The organism is Nocardia sichangensis, from assembly GCF_047200615.1.
Taxonomy (GTDB): domain Bacteria; phylum Actinomycetota; class Actinomycetes; order Mycobacteriales; family Mycobacteriaceae; genus Nocardia; species Nocardia sichangensis.
Map to the genome: position 1 here is coordinate 128,439 of NZ_JBJZOK010000009.1, position 21,707 is coordinate 150,145.

Sequence of the window (21,707 nt, forward strand, 5' to 3'; positions counted from 1 at the left end):
TTGCCGATCATGGGACAACTGTCGCGAGCCCAGAAGTAGAACCCGGTTCCCGCGCTGCTCACTGACCGACAGGCACTGCCCGGACGCGCGGAACGCGGCTACGGGAGTGCGTTGGTGCGTCCTCGATGACGATCTACTCGAGAACCCGGACGAGTAGCGCTGCGAGATGGTCCCTCTCGGTAGTCGACAAGGCGTTGAGAAGATCGCGTTGAACGCCCGAGAGTGTCGCGTCCAGTTCCGTCAGTCGTTGTCGGCCAGAGCGCGTCAAGGCGATCAGATTGCGGCGTCGATCGTTGGGGTCCGAGGTGCGCGCGACGTGCCCCTGCTCTATCAATTCCTTGAGCATGGTGTGCATATCGCTCTGGTCGATTCCGCACCGTTGGCCGATCCGCGCCTGACTGTCGGGGCCGAATTCGTCCAGCGTGGCGAGGATCGCGAAGTGATAGGCACGGCCGCCGGATGCGGCCATCGCTTCGCCGATGAGCCGATGCGCCCGCACGGCCGCCTTGCTGATCAGCCAGGTCGGTTTGCTGCGCAGGCGCGTGGGCGTTTCCTCCAGCTCCATGCACGAAAGTCTAGTCAAACTCTTGGTCCAACCCATGAATATGGTTATCCTTGGGACGTCCAAGCTTGGTGCACCCAAGAGATTTGAAGGTGGAGCGATGTCACTCACTTCGGAACAAGCGCGAGCGGCCAGCGCCTGCGTACGCGAGCATGCCGCAGGGCTCGGTGCCCGAATCACGGTCGCCATCGTTGACGGCGGTGGACACGTGCTGGTTGTCGATCGGATGGACGGCGCGCCGCCGTTGTCGGCTCGAATCGCCCCAGCGAAAGCATCCAGTGTTGCGCTGTTCCACCGCGACGGCGGTGAGTTGGTGCGATTGCAGCAGGCATGGCCCGCACTGTTTGCACAGCTGGATCAGGTTGCGGGCACACCCATCATCGCGGGTGCAGGTTCTCGACTGATCCGACGTGGCGATGTCGTGGTCGGTGCGATTGCGGTCAGTGGGAGCGCACCTGAACACGACGACGTCTGCGCTGAGATTGGGCTGGTTTCGGTCCGGTCGGCCGTGTCGGACTGAGTCTCATTCGGGCGTTCGCCCACTTCTGCCAGCAGTCGTGGTCGAACCGCCTCTACACCCCACTGCGGCGGAGCGCGGGAGCGACTTCGCGGGCGGCGCGGTGGCCGGATTCGGCGGCTCCGTCCATGTAGCCGGCCCACCGGGTAGCGGTTTCGGTGCCTGCCCAATGCAGCGGGCCGATGGGGGTGCGCAGGGCCGGACCGAAGCGGGTGAGGGTGCCGGGCGTGGTGAACGCGCCGTAGCAGCCGCGGCTGAATTCCTCTTCGGCCCAATCGCGTTCGATGTAGGCGATGGGGTTGCGGGCCCGTGGCCCGAAGTAGCCTGCGAGATCGTCGATCACCTGTGCACGACGATCGGTGAGGTCGAGGCGCGCGCCTCTGTCGGCGTGCCGTCCCTCGAGGAAGCCGACGAGCACGCCGGGTGAACCGTCGAGCGGGGTGTTGTCGAAGACGGTGCCCAGGGGCCGATGGTCGCTGTTGGCTTGGCCGCTCAGACCCGCTTCGCGCCAGAAGGGCTCGTCGTAGGCGACATTGACTTTGATGACCCGGCCCATCGGCATGCGCTGCACGAGTTGGTCACGATCGCCGGGCAGGCCGGGGGTGAAGCGGACGCGCGCCGCCAGTGGCGGCGGAACCGCGATCACGGCTCGACGAGCGCGAACGGTCGTGCCGCCCGCGACGACCCGGACACCCGAGACGTCCCACTCGACATCGGTCACCACGGTTTCCAGGACGACACGGTCACCGAGTTCCTGGGCCAGCGCCAACGCGATGGTCTGCGAACCGCCGACAACGCGGTCCTGCTGTGCACCGCCTGCGGTATTGATCAACGCGTCCAGCCCACCGGCGGCGCCGACGTAGTAGGCGGCCCACAGTGCCGACATATCCTCCGGCTCCGCGGAGAACACCGCCTCGGTGATCAGCTGCAAGAACGACCGACCCGCGGAGGTGTGGGCGGTCCGCCGCAGCCAGGTGGCGAAGGTTTGCGCGTCCAGCACCCCAGCCCGGTCGGCGAGCCACGGCTCCGCCGCCGCGACCCGGCGCGCCACCCGGTCGAGCCTCCACTGGATCTGCGCTACATCGGCCAGTGCCAGCGGGTTCAGCTTGGGAATCCGGCCGGTGTATACCGAGCGGGCCGTGCCGAGTTCGGCGATATGACGGCCCGCGGTGTACGTGGGGAAGGTCTTCAGGCCGAGGTCATCGATCAGCGCGAGCACGTGCTGCTGGCCGGGCCCGACCCATTGACCACCCACCTCGATGGGCGCACCACCGGGGAGTTCATCGTTCAGCAGCCGCCCGCCGACCCGGTCGCGCGCCTCCAGCACGAGCACCTCCGCACCACTTCGCGCCAGGTCGCGGGCGGCTACCAGACCCGCTATCCCGGCTCCGACAACGACGACGTCCACTGATTCGCCCATTACGTCTCACTTCCATACAGTCTGTATCTGACATACATACTGTATGTGATATCCATACCGCATGGAGTCGTTTCGCGAGAAGTACGCGGAGAACACCCGCCAGGCGCTGCTGGAGACCGCGGGGCGGCTGTTCGCCGAACGCGAGTACGCGGATCTGTCGGCGGAAGAGCTGGTTCGCGCCACCGGCCTCACCCGCGGCGCGCTGTATCACCACTTCGACGGCAAGAAGGGGCTGTTCGAGGCGATCGTCGACGATCTGGAGACGCGAGCGGCACAACGCATCCGCATCGCGATCGACTCGGCCTCGGACCCGTTCGACCGGGTCGATCGCGGGGTGCGGGAGTTCCTCGACGTCTGCGCCGAACCCGACTACCGGCACATCGTGCTCCTCCAGGGACCGATCGGCCTCGGCTGGCAGCGCTGGCGCGAACTCGACCAACGCCATCTCGGCGGCCTGGTCGTCGAGGCGGTGCAGAATCTGCTCGATGCGGCGCTCATCCGTCCCTACCCCGCCGCATTACTGGCGAGTGCCTTCTATGGGGCCCTGACCGAACTGTCGCTGACCATCGCCGAGACCGATGATCGGCAACGCGCTCACGAGCAGGCGGCAAGCCTTGTGCACGATCTCCTCGCAGGGTTGGCGATCGGCGCGACTTCCTGACACTACGAACCCGCCGGGGAAGGCGGAGCGATGTGGCACGAACACCCGGCCGCGGTCCGCCCGACGAAATCATCGGTACGGGGTCACCGGCATGCCGCACGGGTTGGGCAGCCCGTTTCTCGATCCGTTGACCGGGCTATCCGGTCGGTCCACCGATATGCCGACGCCGTCACGTGGCGGTGCGCCAGTTCCAATCCCCGTCGCTCAGGAGCGGCGCGCGGTGACCAGGAGGTACTCCCACTCCATGCGCCCGTCGCCCAGGTCATGTCGGGCAGCGAGTTCCGTGAGTTCCCGGTCCAACTGTGCGACGCGGTCGGGCTCGGCGGCGATGGCTTTGTACACCGCGACCGCCGGGCCGTAGTAGGACTTGAAGAAGTCGCGGAACTCGGCGCCGTCGGCGAAGCGGTCGATGACCGCGTTTTCGCGCCGCAGCTCCAGATCGGTGACGCGATCGCCCAACAGCGACCGTACGTGCGTCTCGTCGCCCCACAGCGGGGGCGGCTGGGCGCCGGGCGGGGGTGGCGGCGCGAACGGTTTCATCGTGGCGAACATCTGCCCGATGAATCCGGTCGGCGTCCAGTTGATCAGCCCGATCGTGCCGCCCGGCCTGGTCACGCGGAGCATTTCGTCCGCCGCCGCTTGGTGGAACGGCGCGAACATGACGCCGACGCAGGAGATCACGGCATCGAAGTCGGCATCCGCGTAGGGCAATGCCTCGGCGTCGGCTTGCTGCCACCGCAGCTCGACACCCCTTTCCGCGGCGAGACGCCGACCCGCCTCGAACAGCTCGGGCGTGAGGTCGCTCGCCACGACCTCCGCACCGGTCTCGGCCGCCGGAATCGCGGCGTTGCCGGACCCTGCCGCGATATCCAACACGTGCTGACCAGCGCCGATACGGCAGGCCTCGACCAGACGCCTGCCCAATCCAGAGATGACCTCGGTGGCGACGGACGGATAGTCGCCCAGTGCCCACATCGCGCGATGCCGCCGCTTCAGCTCAGCGGAGCCGGACTCGGTCATCTGACGCTCCCTAGGTGTTTTTGGTAGCCACACCCAAGATCAGCGGTCGAATGATCGGGGGCTCTCCCCGCCACGAAGCTTCCTGTACGTCTTCGAGCTTCAGTTCGGACCCCTGGATGAGCTCGAGTGTGGCACGGTTGCAATGGCAGCCCTCCGCGAACCGGCGCCACGGGCCGGCGAGGCGGTCTTGCCACTGGGCGAGTCGCGGCGACTCCGAACGCACATGCTCGATGAACAGCAGCTGGCCGCCAGGGCGCAACACACGCCCGATCTCGCGCAATACGGGTTCGGGGTGGTCGACAGTACACAGCACGAGCGTCGAGACGACCGTATCCACGGTTTCGTCCTCGAACGGCAGTTGTTCCGCCGATGCGTCGAGCACACGTGCCCGTCGTCCACTGCGACGCAGCTTCCGCGCCAACCGCGTACGCATCGCGGCTTCCGGTTCGGTCAAGATCAGTTCTTCGAGGTCGTCAGGGTAATACCCCATGTTGAGACCGGTGCCGCTGCCCAGCTCGACAGTTCGCCCCCTCGCACGGCTGAGCAGATCTCGTCGGCGAGCGCCCATACCCGCCCTCTCGCCCATCCACAGCAGAGGGTCGTACAGCGCCGCGAAAACCCGGGCCCACGGATCCGAGCCCTTCACCGCTGCCCCCGACACGGCGCCACTGCTCACAAACTCGACGGTACGCCGGGTGGGCAGCATCGCCAATGCCCAGCCTGCGATCGGTCGTCCGCACACTGCGGGGAGCGGCGGTGCGGGGTTAGTGTCGGACCATGTCGAGCGATCCCTCGTCGCCTATCCCGTCGTTCCACGTGAACGCGATCCCTGACTCTTCCCACACCACCGACGACGACCCGATGGCCACGCTGGTCGGCATGCTCGACCTGCAAGCGGCGCTGCCCGGTATCCGGCGCATGCGTGTGTGGGGACACGAGGTCTTGGCCGTCGAGCCGGGCGAGCGGGTACTGGACATAGGTTCCGGTACCGGCACCGAGGTGATCGAGTTGTCCGAGCGAGTCGGCCCCGATGGCGACGCGGTGGGAGCCGACCCGAATCCCGCGATGCTCGCCATAGCCCGTGGGCGAGCCGAGACCGCGGACTCTCGGGCCCGCTTCGTCGAAGCCACCGCCTATCAGCTGCCGTTCTCCGACGGCTACTTCGACGCGGTGCGTTGCGAGCGGGTCTACCAGCACCTCGACGACCCGGCGGCCGCGACCGCCGAGATCGCCCGCGTCCTGCGACAGGGCGGCCGTGTGCTGCTCATCGACACCGACTGGCACACCGTGATCGCGCATCCCGGCGACCCCGGTGTGCTCGCCCGCCTGTCGAAGGCGATGCTCACCACCACCCCCAACCCCGCGTCGGGCCGGCGCTTGCGCGGCCTGCTCACAGCCGCCGGTTTCACCATCGATGACATGGGTTCGGAGGCGGTGATCTGGAATCCGGACACCGCCCTCCCGCTGTACATGCAAATGATCTCGTCCGCGAGCACCAGCGGTGCCATCACCGAACAGGAAGGGCGCGACCTGCTGGCCACCATGGACGCGGGCATCGCCAAAGGCGATTACCACCTGTCGGTGACCATGTTCGCTGTGCTCGCCCACCGAGCGGACTGAACGACCTGGCTCCGACCGCTGCCGAGCACCGGAGTCGATGGCGTGTCGACATACGGTGCGGCTCGCGGTTGCGGGACCGTGAGCGGGACGCGCTGGGTGCTTCGCCGCGGAACGAGGAGTTCCTGAGCGAGCGATGGGACCGATAACGCGGCTGCGGCCATAGCTGGTCTCGAAAGCCGTCGGACCGAACCACAGCGGCGTCCACGACGCAGCGCAGACAAGCCGGTGCTGAGAACCCACCGAAGCGGCAGCCCATCGTTCCCAGGCCATACTGACGATCGTGCGGTTCGGGATCCTGGGTCCGGTGGAGGTGCGGCGGCCCGATGGGGGTCCGGTCGCGGTGGGTGGGCCGCAGGTGCGGGCGCTGCTGGCGGTGTTGGCGTCGGAGGCCGGGCGGGTCGTCTCCCGCGAGCGGTTGATCGACGATCTCTACGGGGAGGATCCGCCGGGTGACGCCGGGCACGCGCTGCAGTCCCAGGTGTCGCGGCTGCGGCGGGCGCTGCGTTCGGCGGGCGCCGACGAGCTGGTGGAGTCCTCGAACGCGGGCTACCGGCTCGCGGTCGACCCGGGCACGGTGGACGCGCACCGGTTCGATCGGCTCGCCGAGGAGGGCCGGATCGCGTTGCGCGCCGGGGATCCCGCTTCCGCGGCCGCGCTGCTGGACGAAGCCGCCGGGCTGTGGCGGGGTGCGGCGCTGGCCGACGTCCGCGATGCGCCGTTCGCCGCGACGGCGGTGACCCGCCTCACCGAAGCGTGGCTGGCGGCGCGGGAGGATCGGGCAGAAGCCGGTCTGGCGCTGCGCGACCATCGAGCGGTGGTCGCGATGCTGACCGAACTCGTTGCCGCACATCCGCTGCGGGAGCGGGCTCGAGCATTGCTGATGCGCGGGTTGTCCGGGACCGACCGGCAAGCGGAGGCGCTGGAGCTGTTCGAGCAGGGCCGTCGGCTGCTCGCCGATGAGCTGGGGGCGGATCCTTCGGCCGAGCTGGCCCGAGCCCACCTCGCGATCCTGCGCGGGGACACCGTCGCCGCGGCCTCGTTGCGCCGCCTACCTGCCCAGCTCACCAGTTTCGTCGGCCGCGACGACGAGTTGGCGCAGATCTCGTCGCTGCTGGCGCGGGCCCGCCTGGTCACCTTGACCGGTCCGGGGGGCACCGGCAAGACCCGGCTGGCGTTGGAGGCAGGCTCCCGGGCTCAGGGCGAGGTCTGTTTCGTGGATCTGTCGCCATTGGTGGACGGCGCGCAGATGGCGCAGGAGATCGCGGCGACGCTCGGCGGCCGCGCGACCGCCGGTGAGCACGAAGACACGGAAAACCGGCTCCGCGCGATGCTCGCAGGCCGGTCTCTGCTGATCATTCTCGACAACTGTGAGCATCTGGTACTCGACGCCGCGCGGCTCGTCCACCGGTTGTTGCGCGAATGCCAGGGCCTTCGGGTGCTGGCGACCAGCAGGGAAGCCCTGCGCATCACCGGCGAGACCGTCCTGTCGATCGGGCAACTACCGGTCGCGGCCGCCGAAGCGCCGCTGTCCGAGCAGCTCGGCTGCGCGGCGGTCCGTCTGTTCGCCGACCGCGCGGCCGCGGCGCGGCCCGGATTCACCGTCGACGCGGGCACGATCGCGGCCGTGCGGCGCATCTGCGCGCGATTGGACGGCTTGCCGCTGGCTTTGGAACTCGCCGCCGCCCGTCTGCGCAACCTCGAAGTGGACGACATCGACGGACGCCTCTCCGACCGGTTCCGGCTGCTGTCACGAGGAGACCGGACCGCGGAGCCCCGACATCAGACCTTGCAGGCGGTAGTCGAATGGAGCTGGGATCTGCTGGAACCGGCCGAGCGCCTCATGGCGCGGCGCTTCGCGGTCTTCGCGGGCGGAGCGTCGGCCGCGACAGCCGCTTCGGTCTGCGAACTCGACGATGCCGAAGAACTGCTCGACGGCCTGGCCGACAAATCGCTGGTGGAGGTGCACGGCGGCCGCTACCGGATGCTGGAGACCATCCGAGCCTACGGTCTGGCACGTTCGACCGACTCCAGCGAGCGTGAGCGCATGCAGCGTGCCCACGCGGCATTCTTCACCGCCCTGGCCGAGCGGGCCGATCCGCGACTGCGCGGCCCGGACCAGCTGGACTGGCTGGCACGACTGAGCGCCGAACACGACAACGTGCAGGTGGCGCTGCGCTGGGCGGTGGCCGCCGATCCGCCATTGGCACAACGACTCATCGCCGCGCACGCGTGGTGCTGGTGGCTGCGCGGTCATCCGGGCGGTGCCGTCGAGCTCGCGGGCAAGCTGCTGCCCGCACTCGATCCGGCGGCCGACGTCGAGAAATACGGCCTGTGCGCGGCGATCGCCGCGCGAGCGGGAAACGGACTGCCGGTCGCGGTCACCCGCGCGGTCACGGAGTTGTCCGGTGTCGAGAAACCCCTTCAACGCCCGCATCTGGTGTTCCTGCTGGCGACCGTCGGCGGGTTGCTGGACCTGCCGCCGCAGCGGCAGCGCCTGCTCTTCGGTGCCGACCCGTGGTCGCAGGCGTTCCTCCGGCTGGGCGCGGGACTGCACCTGCTCATGTCCGGTGAGCCGGTGGCGGCCGAACCCGAATTCCACTGCGCCCTGGAAGGTTTCCGCGCCACCCGCGACCGCTGGGCGATCGCCACCACCCTGGACAAACTCGCCGCCGTCGCCGACTGGCGCGGTGAGCGGGCGGTCGCGCTGGATTTGATCGACGAGGCCGTTGCCCTGCAAACCGAGTTGGGCGCGGGTGACGAGGCCGCCGACCTGCTCAACCGGCGTGGCGACCTCCTCGCCCGCCGGGACGCTTGCCACGACGCGGACGGAGCCCGCGCCGCCTACGAGCGTGCCGCCGAATCTGCCCGGGCGGCGGGCGCGACGGACATGTACGCGAATGCGATACGCGGACTCGGCGATCTGCGCCGTGCGGCGGGCGACCTCATCGGCGCCAGGGAGTACTACGGCACGGCCGTCGCCCTGCCCGACAACGGTTCGTTCGGCATGGCCGAGGCCCGTGCGCGCAGCCTCATCGGACTGGGCTGGGTGTCGCTCGCCGAAGCCGACAGCGAAGCCGGGCAGGCGGCGCACCGCGAGGCCTTCGAGCTGGCCCGTGACCGATCCCGATCGGTGGCCGCGGACGCGGTGGCCGGTCTGGCGGAGGCCGCCGCGGTGATCGGCGATCCGGCGCGGGCCGCGCTGCTGCTCGGCGCTGCCGATTCGCTGCGCGGGATGCCCGCCGCGGGTGACGGTGCGGCGGCCGAGACCGCCGCACGGTGCCGTGCCGAACTCGGCGAACAGAAGTTCCGCGCCGCCTATGACCGCGGCATCGGGCGGTCGATCGAGGAGGTGGCGGCCCTGCTCGGTGAGCGGCGGTGAGCCGATGGTGAGTGCGTGGTGAGCGCCGCGGCCGACGCTGTTCCCATGACAACGACGCGACAGTTCACCAACAAAACCGTTCTCATCTCCGGCGCGAGCGTCGCCGGTCCGGCACTGGCCTACTGGCTGACCCGCCACGGGTTCACCGTCACCGTCGTCGAACAGGCGCCCACCCTGCGCGAGGGCGGCTACAAGGTCGACATTCGGGGCGTGGCCATGGAGGTCATCGATCGGATGGGGCTGCTGCCGGAAGTCCGCGCGGCCTCGACGGCGATGCGTGGCGGCGCGTGGGTCGACGACTCGGGCAAGGCGCTGGCCACGCTGGGGCCGGAGCTGATCGGACTGCGGTCGCCCGGCGACGACGAGGTGCTGCGCGGCGATCTCGCCCATATTCTCTTCGACGCCACCAAGGACGGGGTCGAGTACCTGTTCGGCGACTCGATCACAGGCCTGGCGCAGCACGCCGACGGCGTGACCGTGCGGTTCCGCAACGCCGAGCCGCGAGTGTTCGACCTGGTGCTCGGCGCCGACGGCATCCATTCGACGGTGCGCCGCCTCGCGTTCGGGCCGGAGGAGCGATTCGCCCGGCACACCGGCATGGCGGCCTGCGTGATCTCGGTGCCGAACCATTTGGATCTCGACCATTGGGAATTGGTCCATCCGACTCCGGGGCGAGTGGTGCAGGTGTACAGCACCCGCCGCTCCACGGCCAAAGCCCAATTCATCTTCCAGGCCCCGGAACAACTGCCGGACCGGCGCGACCGCGCCGCGCAGCAGCAGCTGGTGGCCGACGCTTTCGCCGATGCGGGCTGGGAGACACCGAACTTGGTACGCGCCATGCCCGAATCGCCCGACTTCTATTTCGACTCGGTCAGCCAGATCCATCTCGACCAGTGGTCCGCGGGCCGCGTCGCACTGGTCGGCGACGCCGCCTACTGCCCCTCGCCGCTGTCCGGGCAGGGCACGAGCATGGCGCTGGTCGGCGCGTATGTCCTCGCTGGCGAGCTGAAAGCGGCCGCAGGCGACCACAACGCCGCCTTCGATCGCTACCAGCGCGCCATGCAGGACTATGTCACCCGGAACCTGACGCTGGGCTGGAACAACGCCACTCAGATGGTGGCGTCCGACCAGCGGGCGATCCGGACCCAGACCACCATGCTGCGCATGCTGCGGCACATGCCGTGGAAGGGCCTGGCGCTGCGTCCGATCATCAAGCCGCTCGAGCGCGCGGCCAACGCCATCCACCTCGCCGACTACTGAACCGCACCGTCACCTCGCGCCGTTCCGGCGAAAGCACCCCATCCCTGAAGCACCTGAGGAGCACCAGAATGAGCATCGCATCCGGACCGATCTTCCAGTTGGCGTGGGTCGTCCACGACATCGAGGCGGCGGAACGAGAATTCAGCGAACGCTACGGAGTCGACAAATGGGTTCGCCTGCCCCGCATGCGTTTCGGCCCGGACTCGTGCAGCTATCGCGGTGCGCCGGCCGACTACACGATCGACAGCTCGCTCGGCTACGCGGGCGGGCAGCAATTGGAATTGATCGCACCGGTCTCGGGGGCGAACCTGTACACCGAAGCGCTCGAGCGGTCCGGTCCCGGTCTGCACCATATCGCTTGGGTGCCAGACGATTTCGATGTCGCACTGGCGGAGGCGCTGGCAGGCGGCGCCGAAATCGTCCAACACTGCGCTGTCGCGGAGATCGGCATGGAGTTCGTCTACCTCGCCGGGGGATCACTCGGCTCGTACGTCGAATTGCTGCGGCTGCCCGCGGACGCGCGCGCACTGTTCGACAGCATGATTCCGGACGGCTACCGGAATCCGTGGTCACACGGCCAGGGCGCTTCCCGCGGATGACACGGCAGTGGCGACAGCTGGAGTCCTCACCCGACGTCCCGGCGCAGCCAGGTGACCTCCGCGCCGGATTCCGTTCCGTAGCGGTAGATTTCGAGGTCCTCGTCCCACGCGGTGCCGAGGGCGCGGTCGATTTCGTCGGCCAGGTCGTAGGCGGAGTACTTGCCGAGTTCCCGGGTGGCCTGCAGCATCGCGCGCAGGCGCATCTCGCCGAGCATGACGTCGCCGTTGGCGCTCGTCGAGCCGTGCCACAGGCCCAGGCCGGGAACGAAGCTGTAGCGCTCGCCGTCCACGCCGTCGCTGGGGTCCTCGGTCACCTCGAAGCGCAGAACCGGCCAGGAGCGCAACGATTGGGCGATCTTCGACGCCGTGCCGACGGGGCCGATCCACTCGCTGGTGGCGCGCAGTTGGCCGTCGGCCGGTTGGGCGGTCCAGCGCAGTTTCGCGGGGGCGCCGAGGGCAGAGGTGAGCGCCCACTCGACATGCGGGCACAGCGCGGCAGGCGACGAGTGGATGTAGACCACACCCGCCGTCGCGTCCGCGAACTGACTCGATGCGCGCACCACCAACACCTCCAGCTTCGACGAGGAACGTCTTCCCCAACGATTCGTCGAACTGGCGTTGCCTGAGTGTACTGGAGTGCCCGAAGTTACACGTGTTACTTCGTGACCGTGTTGCGCGTGGCGGCCACCTCCGCGATGACGGCATCGCTCAGCGGTGGCCAGGCCGCGCGCGCCCAGTCGCCGAAATTCTCGTCGCTCAAGGCGAGACACGCCAACCCCGTTCTCGGGTCAACCCATAAAAATGTCCCGGATTGGCCGAAATGTCCATAGGTTTGTGGCGAATTCGTGCCACCGGTCCAGTGCGGAGTCTTGCCGTCGCGGATCTCGAAGCCCAATCCCCAGTCGTTGGGGCGCTGCGAACCGTAGCCGGGCAGGACGCCGTTCATGCCGGGGAACTGGACCGAGGTGGCCTCGGCGTGCGTCTGCGCCGAGATCAACTGCGGGTCCAGCAATTCGGCGGCGAAGCGGGCCAGATCCGCCGCGGTGGACCGCGCCGCGTGCCCGGCCGGACCGGCGAGCACCGAAGCGGTCATGCCCAGCGGCTCGAACACGGCGTCGCGCAGGTACTCGTCGAACGCGATCCCGGTCTGGGCGGTGACGAATTCGGCGAGCACCTCGAAACCCGCGCTGGAGTAGATCCGCCGGGTCCCCGGCGCGGCTTGGACGTCGGTGGTGTCGAACGCGAGGCCGGACGTGTGCGCCAGCAGATGACGCACCGTAGCGCCGGGCGGGCCCGCGGGCTGGTCGAGTTCGACCGCGCCCTCCTCCACCGCGACCAGCACCGCGTACGCCACCAAGGGCTTGGTCACCGACGCGAGCGGGAACACCCGCCGCACGTCGCCTTCGCTCGCGGCACCGCCGTCGGCGGTGACCACCGCGGCCGCCGCGTGGCGGACCGGCCATTCCCGGATCTGCTCGAGTGAACGCACCCTGCGAGCCTACGAGAACCGCGTAGCTACCATCGATTCACCATGAGTGAAACGCCCACTGTTCACGGCGACGTCGCGCCCGGTTTCGAGCCGGTCGCCGACGCCTTCCGCCGCAATTTCGAGCGTCACGGCGAAATCGGCGCCGCCGTCGCGGTCTACGCGGGTGAGCGCCCCGTAGTGGACCTGTGGGCCGGGTTCCGCGATCGCAGGCGCACGCTGCCGTGGGAGCGGGACACGATCGTGCCGGTGTTCTCCTCGACCAAAGGCATGGCGGCGTTCACCCTCGCCACCGCCGTGGCCGGGGGCCTGCTCGACTACGAGCAGCCGGTGGCGAAGTACTGGCCGGAGTTCGCCGCCCACGGCAAGGACGCGGTCACCGTGCGTCAGCTGATCGACCACCAGGCGGGGTTGTCCGGCCTGAGCGAGGTCGTGCGACTGCCTCAGATCGCCGACCTGGACGGGCTCGCGACCGTTCTGGCGGCACAGAAACCGGCTTGGCGGCCCGGCACCAGGCACGGCTATCACGCCATCACCCTCGGCCTGTACCAGGGCGAGCTGTTGCGCCGGGTGGACCCGCGCCGTCGCACGCTCGGGCGAATCTTCGCCGAGGACATCGCCGCACCGCTCGGCGTCGACTTCTTCATCGGCCTGCCCGCTGAGCAGCGCATGGACCGCATCGCCACGATGTCGGCCACCCAGGGGCTGGACGTGTTGCGCTACGAACGCGATCTTCCGCTGCGCATCGGCGCGGAGATCTATGCCAAACGCGGCCTGTCCTACGCGGCGCTGACCAATCCGCGCTGCGGAGCGCCTGCGCGGGCGACCCGGCGCGAGTTCCTCGAAGTGGAACTGCCGGGATCCAACGGAGTGGGCAACGCCCGCGCGCTGGCGAAGGTCTACGGCGCGGCCGCCGCTCGCACCGGTGCGTTGCCGATCGACGACGCCGTGCTGGACCGGCTCGCCGCTGCCGAGACCGCCGACGACGTCCCCGCCGAGGATCTGGTGCTGCACACCAAGAGCCGCTATCACCTGGGCTTCCGCAAGTCGCGCGGTATTTTCCGCTTCGGCTCCGACAAACGCGCCTACGGCACCACGGGGCTGGGCGGCTCGTTCGGATTCGCCGATCCCGCAACGGGCCTCGGTTTCGGGTACACGATGAACCGGCTGGGTCTGGCCGTCCTCGACGACGTCCGCAGCCGCAACCTGCGCGAAGCCCTGCTGCGCTGCCGGATCTGAGCGCCTCGATCGCCGGCTCGGCGAAGCGGTGCCGTACGAGCTGATCGCACGGATCGCCACCGCGCTCGCCGAGCGGCGGTGCGGTGCTCTACCAGTCGGCTTCGGTGTACTTGATGATCCCGCGGATGTTCTTGCCGTCCAGCATGTCCTGGTAGCCCTGGTTGATCTCCTCCAGGGAGTAGCTGCGGGTGACCATGTCGTCCAGGTTGAGCTGGCCGGACTTGTACAGCGACAGCAGGCGCGGCGCGTCCTGGCGGGCGTTGCCGCCGCCGAAGATGCAGCCCTTCACCGTCTTCTGCAGCATCGACAGCAGGAAGCTGTTCAGCTTGACGTCGCTCTCGTCCATCCGGCCCATCGAGGTGACCACCAGGGTGCCCGCCTTCGAGGTGAGGATCAGGCCCTCTTCGATGTACTCGCCGTGCATCTCGCCCATGGTCAGGATGACCTTCTCGGCCATCCGGCCCTCGGTGGCCTCCAACAGCGGCATGATCGCGGCGGCCATGCTCTCGTAGGTGTGCGTGGCGCCGAACTTCTGCGCCTGCTCGCGCTTCCACGGATTCGGGTCGATCGCCACCACCTTCGACGCGCCCGACAGCACCGCGCCCTGCAAGGCGCTCATGCCGACCCCGCCGATGCCCGCGATCACCACGGTCTCGCCCGGAGCGACCTGGGCGACGTGGGTGGAGGAGCCGAAACCGGTGGGGACGCCGCAACCGACCAGGCAGGCCACCTCGAACGGAATGCTCGGATCGATCTTTACCACGGAGGTGTGGTGCACCGTCATGTACGGCGCGAAGGTGCCCAGCAGGCACATCGGAATGACGTTCTCGCCGCGGGCCTGGATGCGATAGGTGCCGTCGCTGATCGCCTGCCCCAGCAGGAGACCCGCGCCCAGGTCGCACAGCGCCATGTGTCCTGCCACGCAAGCCGGACAGCGGCCGCAAGCGGGGATGAACGACAGGATCACGTGGTCGCCGACCTGCAGATCGGCCGGGCAGTTCGGGCCGAGCTTGGTGATCACGCCCGCGCCCTCGTGCCCGCCCATGACGGGGAAGGACGGCATCGGGGTCGCGCCGGTCACGATGTGGTGGTCGGAGTGGCACATGCCCGCGGTTTCCATCCGGATCTGCACCTCGCCGGCGACCGGGTCACCGACCTCGATCTCCTCCACCGACCACGGCTGGTCGATCCCCCACAGGATCGCGCCCTTCGTCTTCATTCCTGTCGACCCTCTCGCATGCACGTGCTTATATGTGACTGCACCCACAGTACGAGAAAAATGTAACGCGTTCTAGTACCGCTCGAAAAAATCGTCGGTATAGCGTGACCCAATAGCCGAACGCGTTACAGTTCCGCGACGCGTCAGCCCTGGACGTCGTGCACGTGGTGCACCAGATCGTGCACGAAATACCGCGCGAACGACTCCACCGTGAACTCCGCCCCGTCGCCGCGCGCACCGCGCAGACCACGGCGCTCGGGCGGCACCGACGCGAAGGAGCGCGCCACCCGCTCGGCGGCATCGGCCAGCTCCGCGGCCACCCGAGCCGGGTCCTGCTCGTTGTAGCGGTCGGCCACCGCGGTCGCGTCCTGGTCCCAGTTCGGGAAGCGCGGCGGCTCGCCCTCGGGGTCACCGGCCAGCATCAGGCCGAGGCGAGTATCGAACAGGCGGCAGACGTCACGCACATGTGCGCCGTATTCGAGGGCGGACCAGGTCGATTCGTCCGGCCGCAGGCGGACGCCGGGACGGTCGAGCACCGCGGCGAAGCGGACCGCGGTGTCCCTGGTCAGCGTCGGTACGGCCGCGTAGCTGGTCGCGGCGGCGTCGAAACCGCATTGCGAACAAGGGCGCTCGAGCACCCAGGTCCAGTCCTTGACATCGGGAACGATCGGCATGCGCTCAACCTAGGCGCGGCCGGATCGCGCCTTCCACCGATATCCGGTCAACTATCGAGCACATCCCGACAGTTCACTCCATCAGCCGGTGCGCCCGCTCGAAGAGTTCCAGCGTGATCGCGTGCAGGAAGTCGCCGACCTGTCTGGGGGCCTTACCGGCGAACGCGCGGGCATGCGTGCCCTCCAGGACGATGCCGAGCTTGAAGCAGGCCAGCACGGTGTACCAGGACATAGCGCTCAGGTCGCGGTCGGAGAACTGCCCGTAGTGCGCGATCATCTCCTCGGCCGTCGGCAGCCCGCCGACCGCGCCGAGCTTGCCCACCAGCGCCGCTCCCGTGGTGCCCGGCTCCGGGCGGGTGGCGATCTGCCAGCCGAGGTCGAGCAGCGGGTCGCCGATGGTGGACATCTCCCAGTCGACCATCGCCGCGACCTGCGGGCCGTCGAAGGAGAACATCATGTTCGCCAGATGGCAGTCGCCGTGCAGGATGCCCGGGGTCCACTGGGCGGGGCGATTGCGGTCCAGCCACTCGCCCACCGTCGCCACACCGGGGATCTCCGGGCCGGGGTAGCCCTCGTTGGCCGAGTAGGACTCGAGCTCACCCAGCCAGCGCGGCACCTGACGTTCCAGGAAACCCTCCGGCTTGCCGTAGTCGGCCAAGCCGAGCGCCTGGTAGTCCAACGCGCCGAGGCGCGCGATGGCCTCGACCGCGGACAGGCCCATCTGCCTGCGGATCTCCGGATCGCCCGCATGCAGTTCGGGCAGTTCGTTCTGCGGGTTGAAACCGCGGATCGGCTCCATCAGGTAGAAGACCGCGCCGAGGACCGACTCGTCGGCGCAGGCCGCGATCACCCTGGGCGCGCGGACCTCGGTGCCGCCCAGCGCGCCGAGCAGCCCGGCCTCACGCCGGATCACGTCGTTGCTCTTCGGGCGCAGATGTTTCGGGCCGCGACGCAGCACGTAGGTCCGGCCGCCGCGGGTGAAGCGGAGCATGATGTTCTGTGTTCCGCCGCCCAGCGCGGTCACGTCCTCGAACTCACCCCCGGACAGACCCTGCTCGTCCATCCACTTTCCGACGACGGCGAAGTCGACGACCGCGGGATCCACATCGACCGGTTGCGCAACAGACATGCCCCACATTGTGCACCACCTGCCGACCCGAACTGAAGGCAGATGACAACAGTTGGCTACCACCGGCGCGGCGTAGGGTTTCGAGCACCATGCGCACGCTGTTGATCGACAACTACGACTCGTTCACCTACAACCTGTACCAGCTGATCAGCGAGGTGAACGGCGTCGAGCCGACAGTCGTGCGCAACGACGAGGCGCACACGGTCGCCGAACTCGATCTGGGACGCTACGACAACGTCGTCGTCTCACCCGGCCCTGGGCGGCCGGACGTGGCCCGCGACGTAGGGATCTCCACGGCGGTGATTCGCGAAAGCGACCTGCCGCTGCTCGGTGTGTGCCTGGGCCATCAGGGAATCGTGGTCGCGGCGGGCGGCGTGGTCGCCGCGGCGCCCGCGGCCCGGCACGGATATCTCGATCGCATCGAGCACGACGACCAGGACCTTTTCGCGGGCGTGCCGCAGGGCTTCACCGCCGTGCGCTACCACTCGCTGTGCGCGCTGCGGCCGCTGCCGGACGATCTGGAGGTCACCGCGCTGTCCGGCGACGGCGTCGTGATGGGTGTGCGGCACCGCACGCGACCGCAATGGGGCGTGCAGTTCCATCCGGAATCGATCGCCAGTGAGTTCGGCGCGGCTCTGCTGCGCAACTTCGCGAGACTCACCACGGCGCACCGGAGCAGGCGCGCCGTCCCGGCGGCGAGCCCATCGATCGACGCCGGGGGTGAGTTCGTCGCCGAGCCGGTCGCCGCAGGCCTTCCGCTTTCCGCCACACGCACCGCGGCCTCGCCGATGCCGCTCGCACCGGAGCAGTTCCCCGCCGCGGCAGCCCAACTCGAGCGTCCCGCCGGGCGCACGGGTTTCGATGGCACGGTGCCGCGGACCTTCCGGCTCCAGCGGGCCGTCCTCGAACGGCCGATCGATACCGAGAGCGCGTTCGTGCAGCTGTACGCCAACTCCCCCACCGCGTTCTGGCTGGACAGCGAGCACGTCGAACCGGGGGCCGACCGGTTCTCCTTCCTGGGCGACGCGAGCGGTCCGCTGGCCGAGGTGCTGCGCTACCGGGTGGGCGACGGCGAGGTGACCGTGGAATCGTCCGACGGGCACCGGCGCACCGCACCCGGCGGCATTCTCGAGTTCCTGGCCGCCGAGCTGCGCGCACGCAGGCTCGAACTGCCCGATCTCCCCTTCGATTTCGTCGGCGGCTACGTCGGCTATCTCGGCTACGAGGTCAAAGCCGACTGCGGCGGCAACGCGGCGCATCGCGCGGCGACCCCGGACGCGCAATGGATCTTCGCCGACCGGATGGTGGTGGTCGACCACGTGGGCGAGCGGACCCATCTGCTGGCGCTGAGCGACGACGTGGAGACCGCCCGGTCCGCCGCCGACTGGCTGCGCGACACCCGCGAAACCCTCGACACCCTGCCGACCTGGACCAATCCACCGCCACTCGAATTGCCGCCGGACGGTGACGCCGTCGCGCCACTGCTCACCCGCGGCCGGGAGCGCTATCTCGCCGACATCGCGGTCTGCCGGCAGCGGTTGCATGCCGGGGAGTCCTACGAGATCACTCTGACCGACAGCGCCACGATCCCCGCCACCGCGGCCGACGGCCTCGACTTCTACCGCACGCTGCGCCGGTGCAACCCCGCCCCGTATGCCGCCTACCTGCGCTTCGACGATCTCGACATCGCATGCTCGTCACCGGAGCGCTTCCTGAAGGTCGACCGCCGCCGCATCGTGGAGAGCAAGCCGATCAAGGGGACCGCCCCGCGCGGCGCGACGCCGGAGCAGGACGAGCGCCTGCGCCGCGAGCTGGCCGACAGCCCGAAGACCAGGGCGGAAAACCTCATGATCGTCGATCTGCTGCGCAACGATCTGGGCCGGGTCTGCGAGATCGGCAGTGTGTACGTCCCGAAACTGATGGCCACCGAGCAGTACGCGACCGTGCACCAACTGGTGTCGACGGTGCGTGGCAGGCTGCGGCCGGAGGTCGGCGTGGTCGATTGCCTGCGAGCCTGTTTTCCCGGGGGCTCGATGACCGGTGCGCCGAAGCTGCGCACCATGGAGATCATCGATGCGCTGGAAACCGAAGCGCGCGGGATCTATTCGGGCACCATCGGTTTCCTCGGCCTCGGCGGCACCGCGGACCTGAACATCGTGATCCGCACCGCCGTCCGCTACGGCGGGCGCTGGCGGATCGGCGCGGGCGGAGCCATCGTGCTCGACTCCGATCCCGCCGACGAGTATCACGAGGTTCTGCTCAAGGCGGCCGCCACGTTGCGCGCGGCCGCCGACCACGCGCACCGCTGAGCGTCCGACCTCGACTATTTGTGCCGCTTGCCGGACTTTCGGCGGGGCGGCTCCTCGGCGGGCGGTTCCGGCGCGCTCAAGCCGGTCAGCTTGGCGAGCAAGGCGAAGCCGGGCAGCTTCGCCAACCGCCCGAGCACGTCCTCCCCGAGCGAGATCATCGCCTCCAGCCGGGGCAGCAGGCGGTCGTAGGCGGCGAAGGCCGGATCGGCCAGGGCCAACGTGCGGTCGAGCCGATCGATGGTGGAGTTGAGCCGCTCGATGGCGGTCGACAGGCTCTCGATCAGGCCGGGCAGTTGCGCGGCCAGCTGAGCGGACGCGGGCGGCAGCCGCACCGCCGTGTCGAACGCGGATGTCGCCGTCAGCTGAGCGGCTTCCAGCGCCTGGCCCGCGGCCGTCTGCGCCGCCTCGACCGCCGCCTGGGCGGCGGCCAGCACGTCGGCGGGGCCGGGCACACGCCCACCGGGCAGTTTCGGGGTCGGCGGCCTACGACCCGGGCGTTTCGGGTTCGTCATGGGGAACACTGTGCCGCACGCCCCGCCGAAGGACCGGCCCTCGCGCGTTCGGCGTGTCGGAGGCTCATGGCATAGTTCGAGCACCATGAAACTCAGCAAGGGCGCGAACGCAGCGGTACCGACATCCCTTCTAGCCGTGGTCGTTTCATGGCGATCGGAGCACACGGTGGACGCGCACGCCTTGCTGCTGGACGCGTCGGGCGCGGTGCGCTCGGATCGCGACCTGGTGTTCTACAACGCGCCGCGGCACGTTTCGCAGGCGGTCACCCTCGATCAGGAGCCCGCGCCGGGCACCGCGCGGCTGAGCGTCTCGCTGCCGCGCACGGAAGCCGACGTCGACCGCATCGTCGTCTCCGGCTCGCTGGAGGACGGCACCTTCGGCGACATCCACGGGCTCACCGTCGCCGTGCACTCGGTGGACGGGGCGGTCGTGACGTTCGAGATCGACGACGCGGAGGCGGTGTCGGCGCTGATGTTCGGCGAGTTCTACCGCCGCGACGGGCAGTGGCGGTTCCGCGCGATCGGCCAAGGCTGGTCCAGCGGACTGGCGGGGTTGGTCACCGAGTTCGGCGTCCAGGTCAACGATCCCTCGGCGCCCGCCCGCACCACGCATCCCACCAACCCGTTCCGGGTGCGCCGCCCGGCGGCGAATCCGTCCGCGCGAGAACGACTTTCTCCGGCCGGAGCGGAACCCGCCGCCGAACGGTCCGCTGGGCACGACCCGACCTCGGCACGACGCTTCGCCCACGGATCGTTGCCCTCCGGCCACTCAGCGCGAAACGGGGAAACTCCCGCCGAAATCGGAACGGACCTCGCCGAAAACGCGCCGGTCCAACGCGAACCCGTCCGCACCGACGACTCGCCCGGGCGGCTCGAAGGGACCGAAGTACGCCCGGGCGTAGACACCCCCGCCCGGCCACGCACCGAAGTGCTCGACCGTGGCGATACATCTCCCCTGCCGCGCCCACACACCCACCGCACGGTCGACCTCCACCGGCACAGCCGCGACACCGCACCGCCCGCTCCTCCGCCCCCGCACCCCGAACTCGCGGACTGGCACCCGGATCCGGACAACCCGCAGACCATGCGCTGGTGGGACGGCACCATATGGACCGAGGACCGGTATCTCCGACCCCCGCCCGGCGACCGCCACTGCGCACGCTGCGGAAACACGCTGCGCCGCAAGTTCTTCGGTGGGTTCGCGCCGTGCCAGAGATGCGCCCAGGAGATCGAGGAGTATCTCGTCCACTGGCACACCAGGGCGTGGCGGGTGCTCACCGGCCACGGGCCACGCGGCCCCGAGTGGGCGGACCTGTGGGCATCACTGCGTTACCAGCGCATCGACGCCGAAGCGGGCCGCGCGGTCCTGCGCGACGCGGGGCTCAGCTATGTGGAGCGGCTGGTGACCTTCGCCTTCGCCGACGGTGAAGTACGGCACGCGGAACTGGAACTGTTCGAGCACGCGGTCACCGAACTCGCGCTCGGCGGACCGCTGATCGAGGATCTGCGCAGGCGAATGCATCGCGGGCACACCCTCTACCGGCTGCGTACGGGCGATCTGCCGATCGTCCGCACGCCCGGCCTGCACCTGGACCCAGAGGAGACGGTGCACCTCGATCTGCCCGCGACGCACGTGCGTAAGCTCGCACGCGGCCCGAAGTTCACCGAGGGCAGGCTGATCGGCAGCAACAAGAAGCTACGTTTCGTCGGCGCCGACACCGGCATCGAGATGCCGTGGTCACGAGTGGTTTCCGTGCACGCGGAACAGGGAACGGTGGTACTCGCGGCCACGTCCGCGCGCGGCGGCGCGACCTTCGCCGTCGACGATCCGGATTATGTCTCGGCCGCGCTGGAAGGCGCGCTGCGCGTGGCCAAACGTCTCGTTCTCACGCCAGGCCAGCGCGACACCCGCAGCATCCCGCAAGAGGTGAAAGCGGAGGTGTGGCAGCGCGACGGTGGCCGCTGCGTCGAATGCGGCGACGGGCACTACCTGGAGTTCGACCACGTCATCCCGCTCAGCCGCGGCGGCGCGACCAGCGCCGCCAACCTCCAGATCCTGTGCCGCGCGTGCAACCGGGCCAAAGGCGCCCGCATCTGAACC

The 21,707-nt window shown here is 69.2% G+C and carries 19 protein-coding genes; 9 read left to right on the forward strand and 10 right to left on the reverse strand.

What is annotated here, in order from left to right:
• Positions 1–133: 133 nt before the first annotated feature.
• Positions 134–565: a MarR family winged helix-turn-helix transcriptional regulator gene (locus tag ACL03I_RS15045; RefSeq protein WP_364427653.1), complete on the reverse strand. Its 432-nt coding sequence runs from the start codon at positions 563–565 to the stop codon at positions 134–136.
• Positions 566–662: 97 nt separating this feature from the next.
• On the opposite strand from ACL03I_RS15045, the gene ACL03I_RS15050 reads away from it, so the two are divergent.
• On the forward strand, positions 663–1,082 hold the full coding sequence (locus ACL03I_RS15050) for a GlcG/HbpS family heme-binding protein (RefSeq protein ID WP_355072728.1): 420 nt from the start codon (positions 663–665) through the stop codon (positions 1,080–1,082).
• Positions 1,083–1,134: 52 nt separating this feature from the next.
• Here the strand turns inward: ACL03I_RS15050 and ACL03I_RS15055 are convergent, their stop codons facing one another.
• On the reverse strand, positions 1,135–2,499 hold the full coding sequence (locus ACL03I_RS15055; protein ID WP_355072727.1) for a flavin monoamine oxidase family protein: 1,365 nt from the start codon (positions 2,497–2,499) through the stop codon (positions 1,135–1,137).
• 61 nt (positions 2,500–2,560) lie between these two features.
• On the opposite strand from ACL03I_RS15055, the gene ACL03I_RS15060 reads away from it, so the two are divergent.
• The gene (locus tag ACL03I_RS15060) at positions 2,561–3,160 is read left to right on the forward strand and encodes a TetR/AcrR family transcriptional regulator (RefSeq protein WP_355072725.1); all 600 of its coding nucleotides are present in this window, start codon (positions 2,561–2,563) and stop codon (positions 3,158–3,160) included.
• A 204-nt stretch (positions 3,161–3,364) separates the two neighbouring features.
• Here ACL03I_RS15060 and ACL03I_RS15065 read toward each other — a convergent pair whose 3' ends face one another.
• Both ACL03I_RS15065 and ACL03I_RS15070 read right to left on the reverse strand, forming a co-directional pair.
• Complete coding sequence (locus tag ACL03I_RS15065) at positions 3,365–4,180, reverse strand: class I SAM-dependent methyltransferase (protein ID WP_355072723.1); 816 nt, start codon at positions 4,178–4,180, stop codon at positions 3,365–3,367.
• A 10-nt stretch (positions 4,181–4,190) separates the two neighbouring features.
• Positions 4,191–4,886 carry a class I SAM-dependent methyltransferase gene (locus ACL03I_RS15070; protein ID WP_412806298.1) on the reverse strand — a complete coding sequence of 232 codons (696 nt, stop codon included), beginning with the start codon at positions 4,884–4,886 and terminating at the stop codon, positions 4,191–4,193.
• Positions 4,887–4,957: 71 nt separating this feature from the next.
• Between ACL03I_RS15070 and ACL03I_RS15075 the strand changes: the two genes are divergently transcribed.
• From ACL03I_RS15075 to ACL03I_RS15090, 4 genes are all read left to right on the forward strand, one after another.
• On the forward strand, positions 4,958–5,800 hold the full coding sequence (locus tag ACL03I_RS15075) for a methyltransferase domain-containing protein (RefSeq protein WP_412806233.1): 843 nt from the start codon (positions 4,958–4,960) through the stop codon (positions 5,798–5,800).
• 280 nt (positions 5,801–6,080) lie between these two features.
• Positions 6,081–9,179, forward strand: a complete 3,099-nt coding sequence (locus ACL03I_RS15080) for a BTAD domain-containing putative transcriptional regulator (RefSeq protein ID WP_412806234.1) — start codon at positions 6,081–6,083, stop codon at positions 9,177–9,179.
• Positions 9,180–9,224: 45 nt separating this feature from the next.
• The gene (locus tag ACL03I_RS15085; protein WP_412806235.1) at positions 9,225–10,439 is read left to right on the forward strand and encodes an FAD-dependent monooxygenase; all 1,215 of its coding nucleotides are present in this window, start codon (positions 9,225–9,227) and stop codon (positions 10,437–10,439) included.
• A gap of 68 nt (positions 10,440–10,507) precedes the next feature.
• The gene (locus ACL03I_RS15090) at positions 10,508–11,038 is read left to right on the forward strand and encodes a VOC family protein (protein ID WP_412806236.1); all 531 of its coding nucleotides are present in this window, start codon (positions 10,508–10,510) and stop codon (positions 11,036–11,038) included.
• Between the two features lie 26 nt (positions 11,039–11,064).
• Here ACL03I_RS15090 and ACL03I_RS15095 read toward each other — a convergent pair whose 3' ends face one another.
• On the reverse strand, positions 11,065–11,598 hold the full coding sequence (locus ACL03I_RS15095) for a DUF3145 domain-containing protein (protein ID WP_412806237.1): 534 nt from the start codon (positions 11,596–11,598) through the stop codon (positions 11,065–11,067).
• Positions 11,599–11,693: 95 nt separating this feature from the next.
• Positions 11,694–12,527 (reverse strand): serine hydrolase domain-containing protein, encoded by an 834-nt coding sequence (locus ACL03I_RS15100; protein WP_355072712.1) that lies wholly within the window; start codon positions 12,525–12,527, stop codon positions 11,694–11,696.
• Between the two features lie 42 nt (positions 12,528–12,569).
• Here ACL03I_RS15100 and ACL03I_RS15105 point away from each other — a divergent pair, with 42 nt between their 5' ends.
• Complete coding sequence (locus tag ACL03I_RS15105; RefSeq protein ID WP_412806238.1) at positions 12,570–13,763, forward strand: serine hydrolase domain-containing protein; 1,194 nt, start codon at positions 12,570–12,572, stop codon at positions 13,761–13,763.
• Positions 13,764–13,851: 88 nt separating this feature from the next.
• Here ACL03I_RS15105 and ACL03I_RS15110 read toward each other — a convergent pair whose 3' ends face one another.
• From ACL03I_RS15110 to ACL03I_RS15120, 3 genes are all read right to left on the reverse strand, one after another.
• A complete protein-coding gene (locus ACL03I_RS15110) occupies positions 13,852–14,982 on the reverse strand; it encodes an NDMA-dependent alcohol dehydrogenase (RefSeq protein ID WP_355072708.1) in 1,131 nt (376 codons plus the stop codon).
• 143 nt (positions 14,983–15,125) lie between these two features.
• Positions 15,126–15,656, reverse strand: a complete 531-nt coding sequence (locus ACL03I_RS15115; protein WP_355072707.1) for a DinB family protein — start codon at positions 15,654–15,656, stop codon at positions 15,126–15,128.
• 73 nt (positions 15,657–15,729) lie between these two features.
• Positions 15,730–16,785: a phosphotransferase family protein gene (locus ACL03I_RS15120; RefSeq protein WP_412806239.1), complete on the reverse strand. Its 1,056-nt coding sequence runs from the start codon at positions 16,783–16,785 to the stop codon at positions 15,730–15,732.
• An 89-nt stretch (positions 16,786–16,874) separates the two neighbouring features.
• Between ACL03I_RS15120 and pabB the strand changes: the two genes are divergently transcribed.
• Entirely contained in the window at positions 16,875–19,094 is a 2,220-nt protein-coding gene (gene pabB, locus ACL03I_RS15125) for an aminodeoxychorismate synthase component I (protein WP_412806240.1), read from the forward strand.
• A 14-nt stretch (positions 19,095–19,108) separates the two neighbouring features.
• On the opposite strand, the gene ACL03I_RS15130 is transcribed toward pabB, so the two are convergent.
• Entirely contained in the window at positions 19,109–19,606 is a 498-nt protein-coding gene (locus ACL03I_RS15130) for a hypothetical protein (RefSeq protein WP_355072702.1), read from the reverse strand.
• 85 nt (positions 19,607–19,691) lie between these two features.
• On the opposite strand from ACL03I_RS15130, the gene ACL03I_RS15135 reads away from it, so the two are divergent.
• Complete coding sequence (locus tag ACL03I_RS15135) at positions 19,692–21,704, forward strand: TerD family protein (RefSeq protein ID WP_412806241.1); 2,013 nt, start codon at positions 19,692–19,694, stop codon at positions 21,702–21,704.
• The last annotated feature ends 3 nt before the right edge of the window (positions 21,705–21,707 follow it).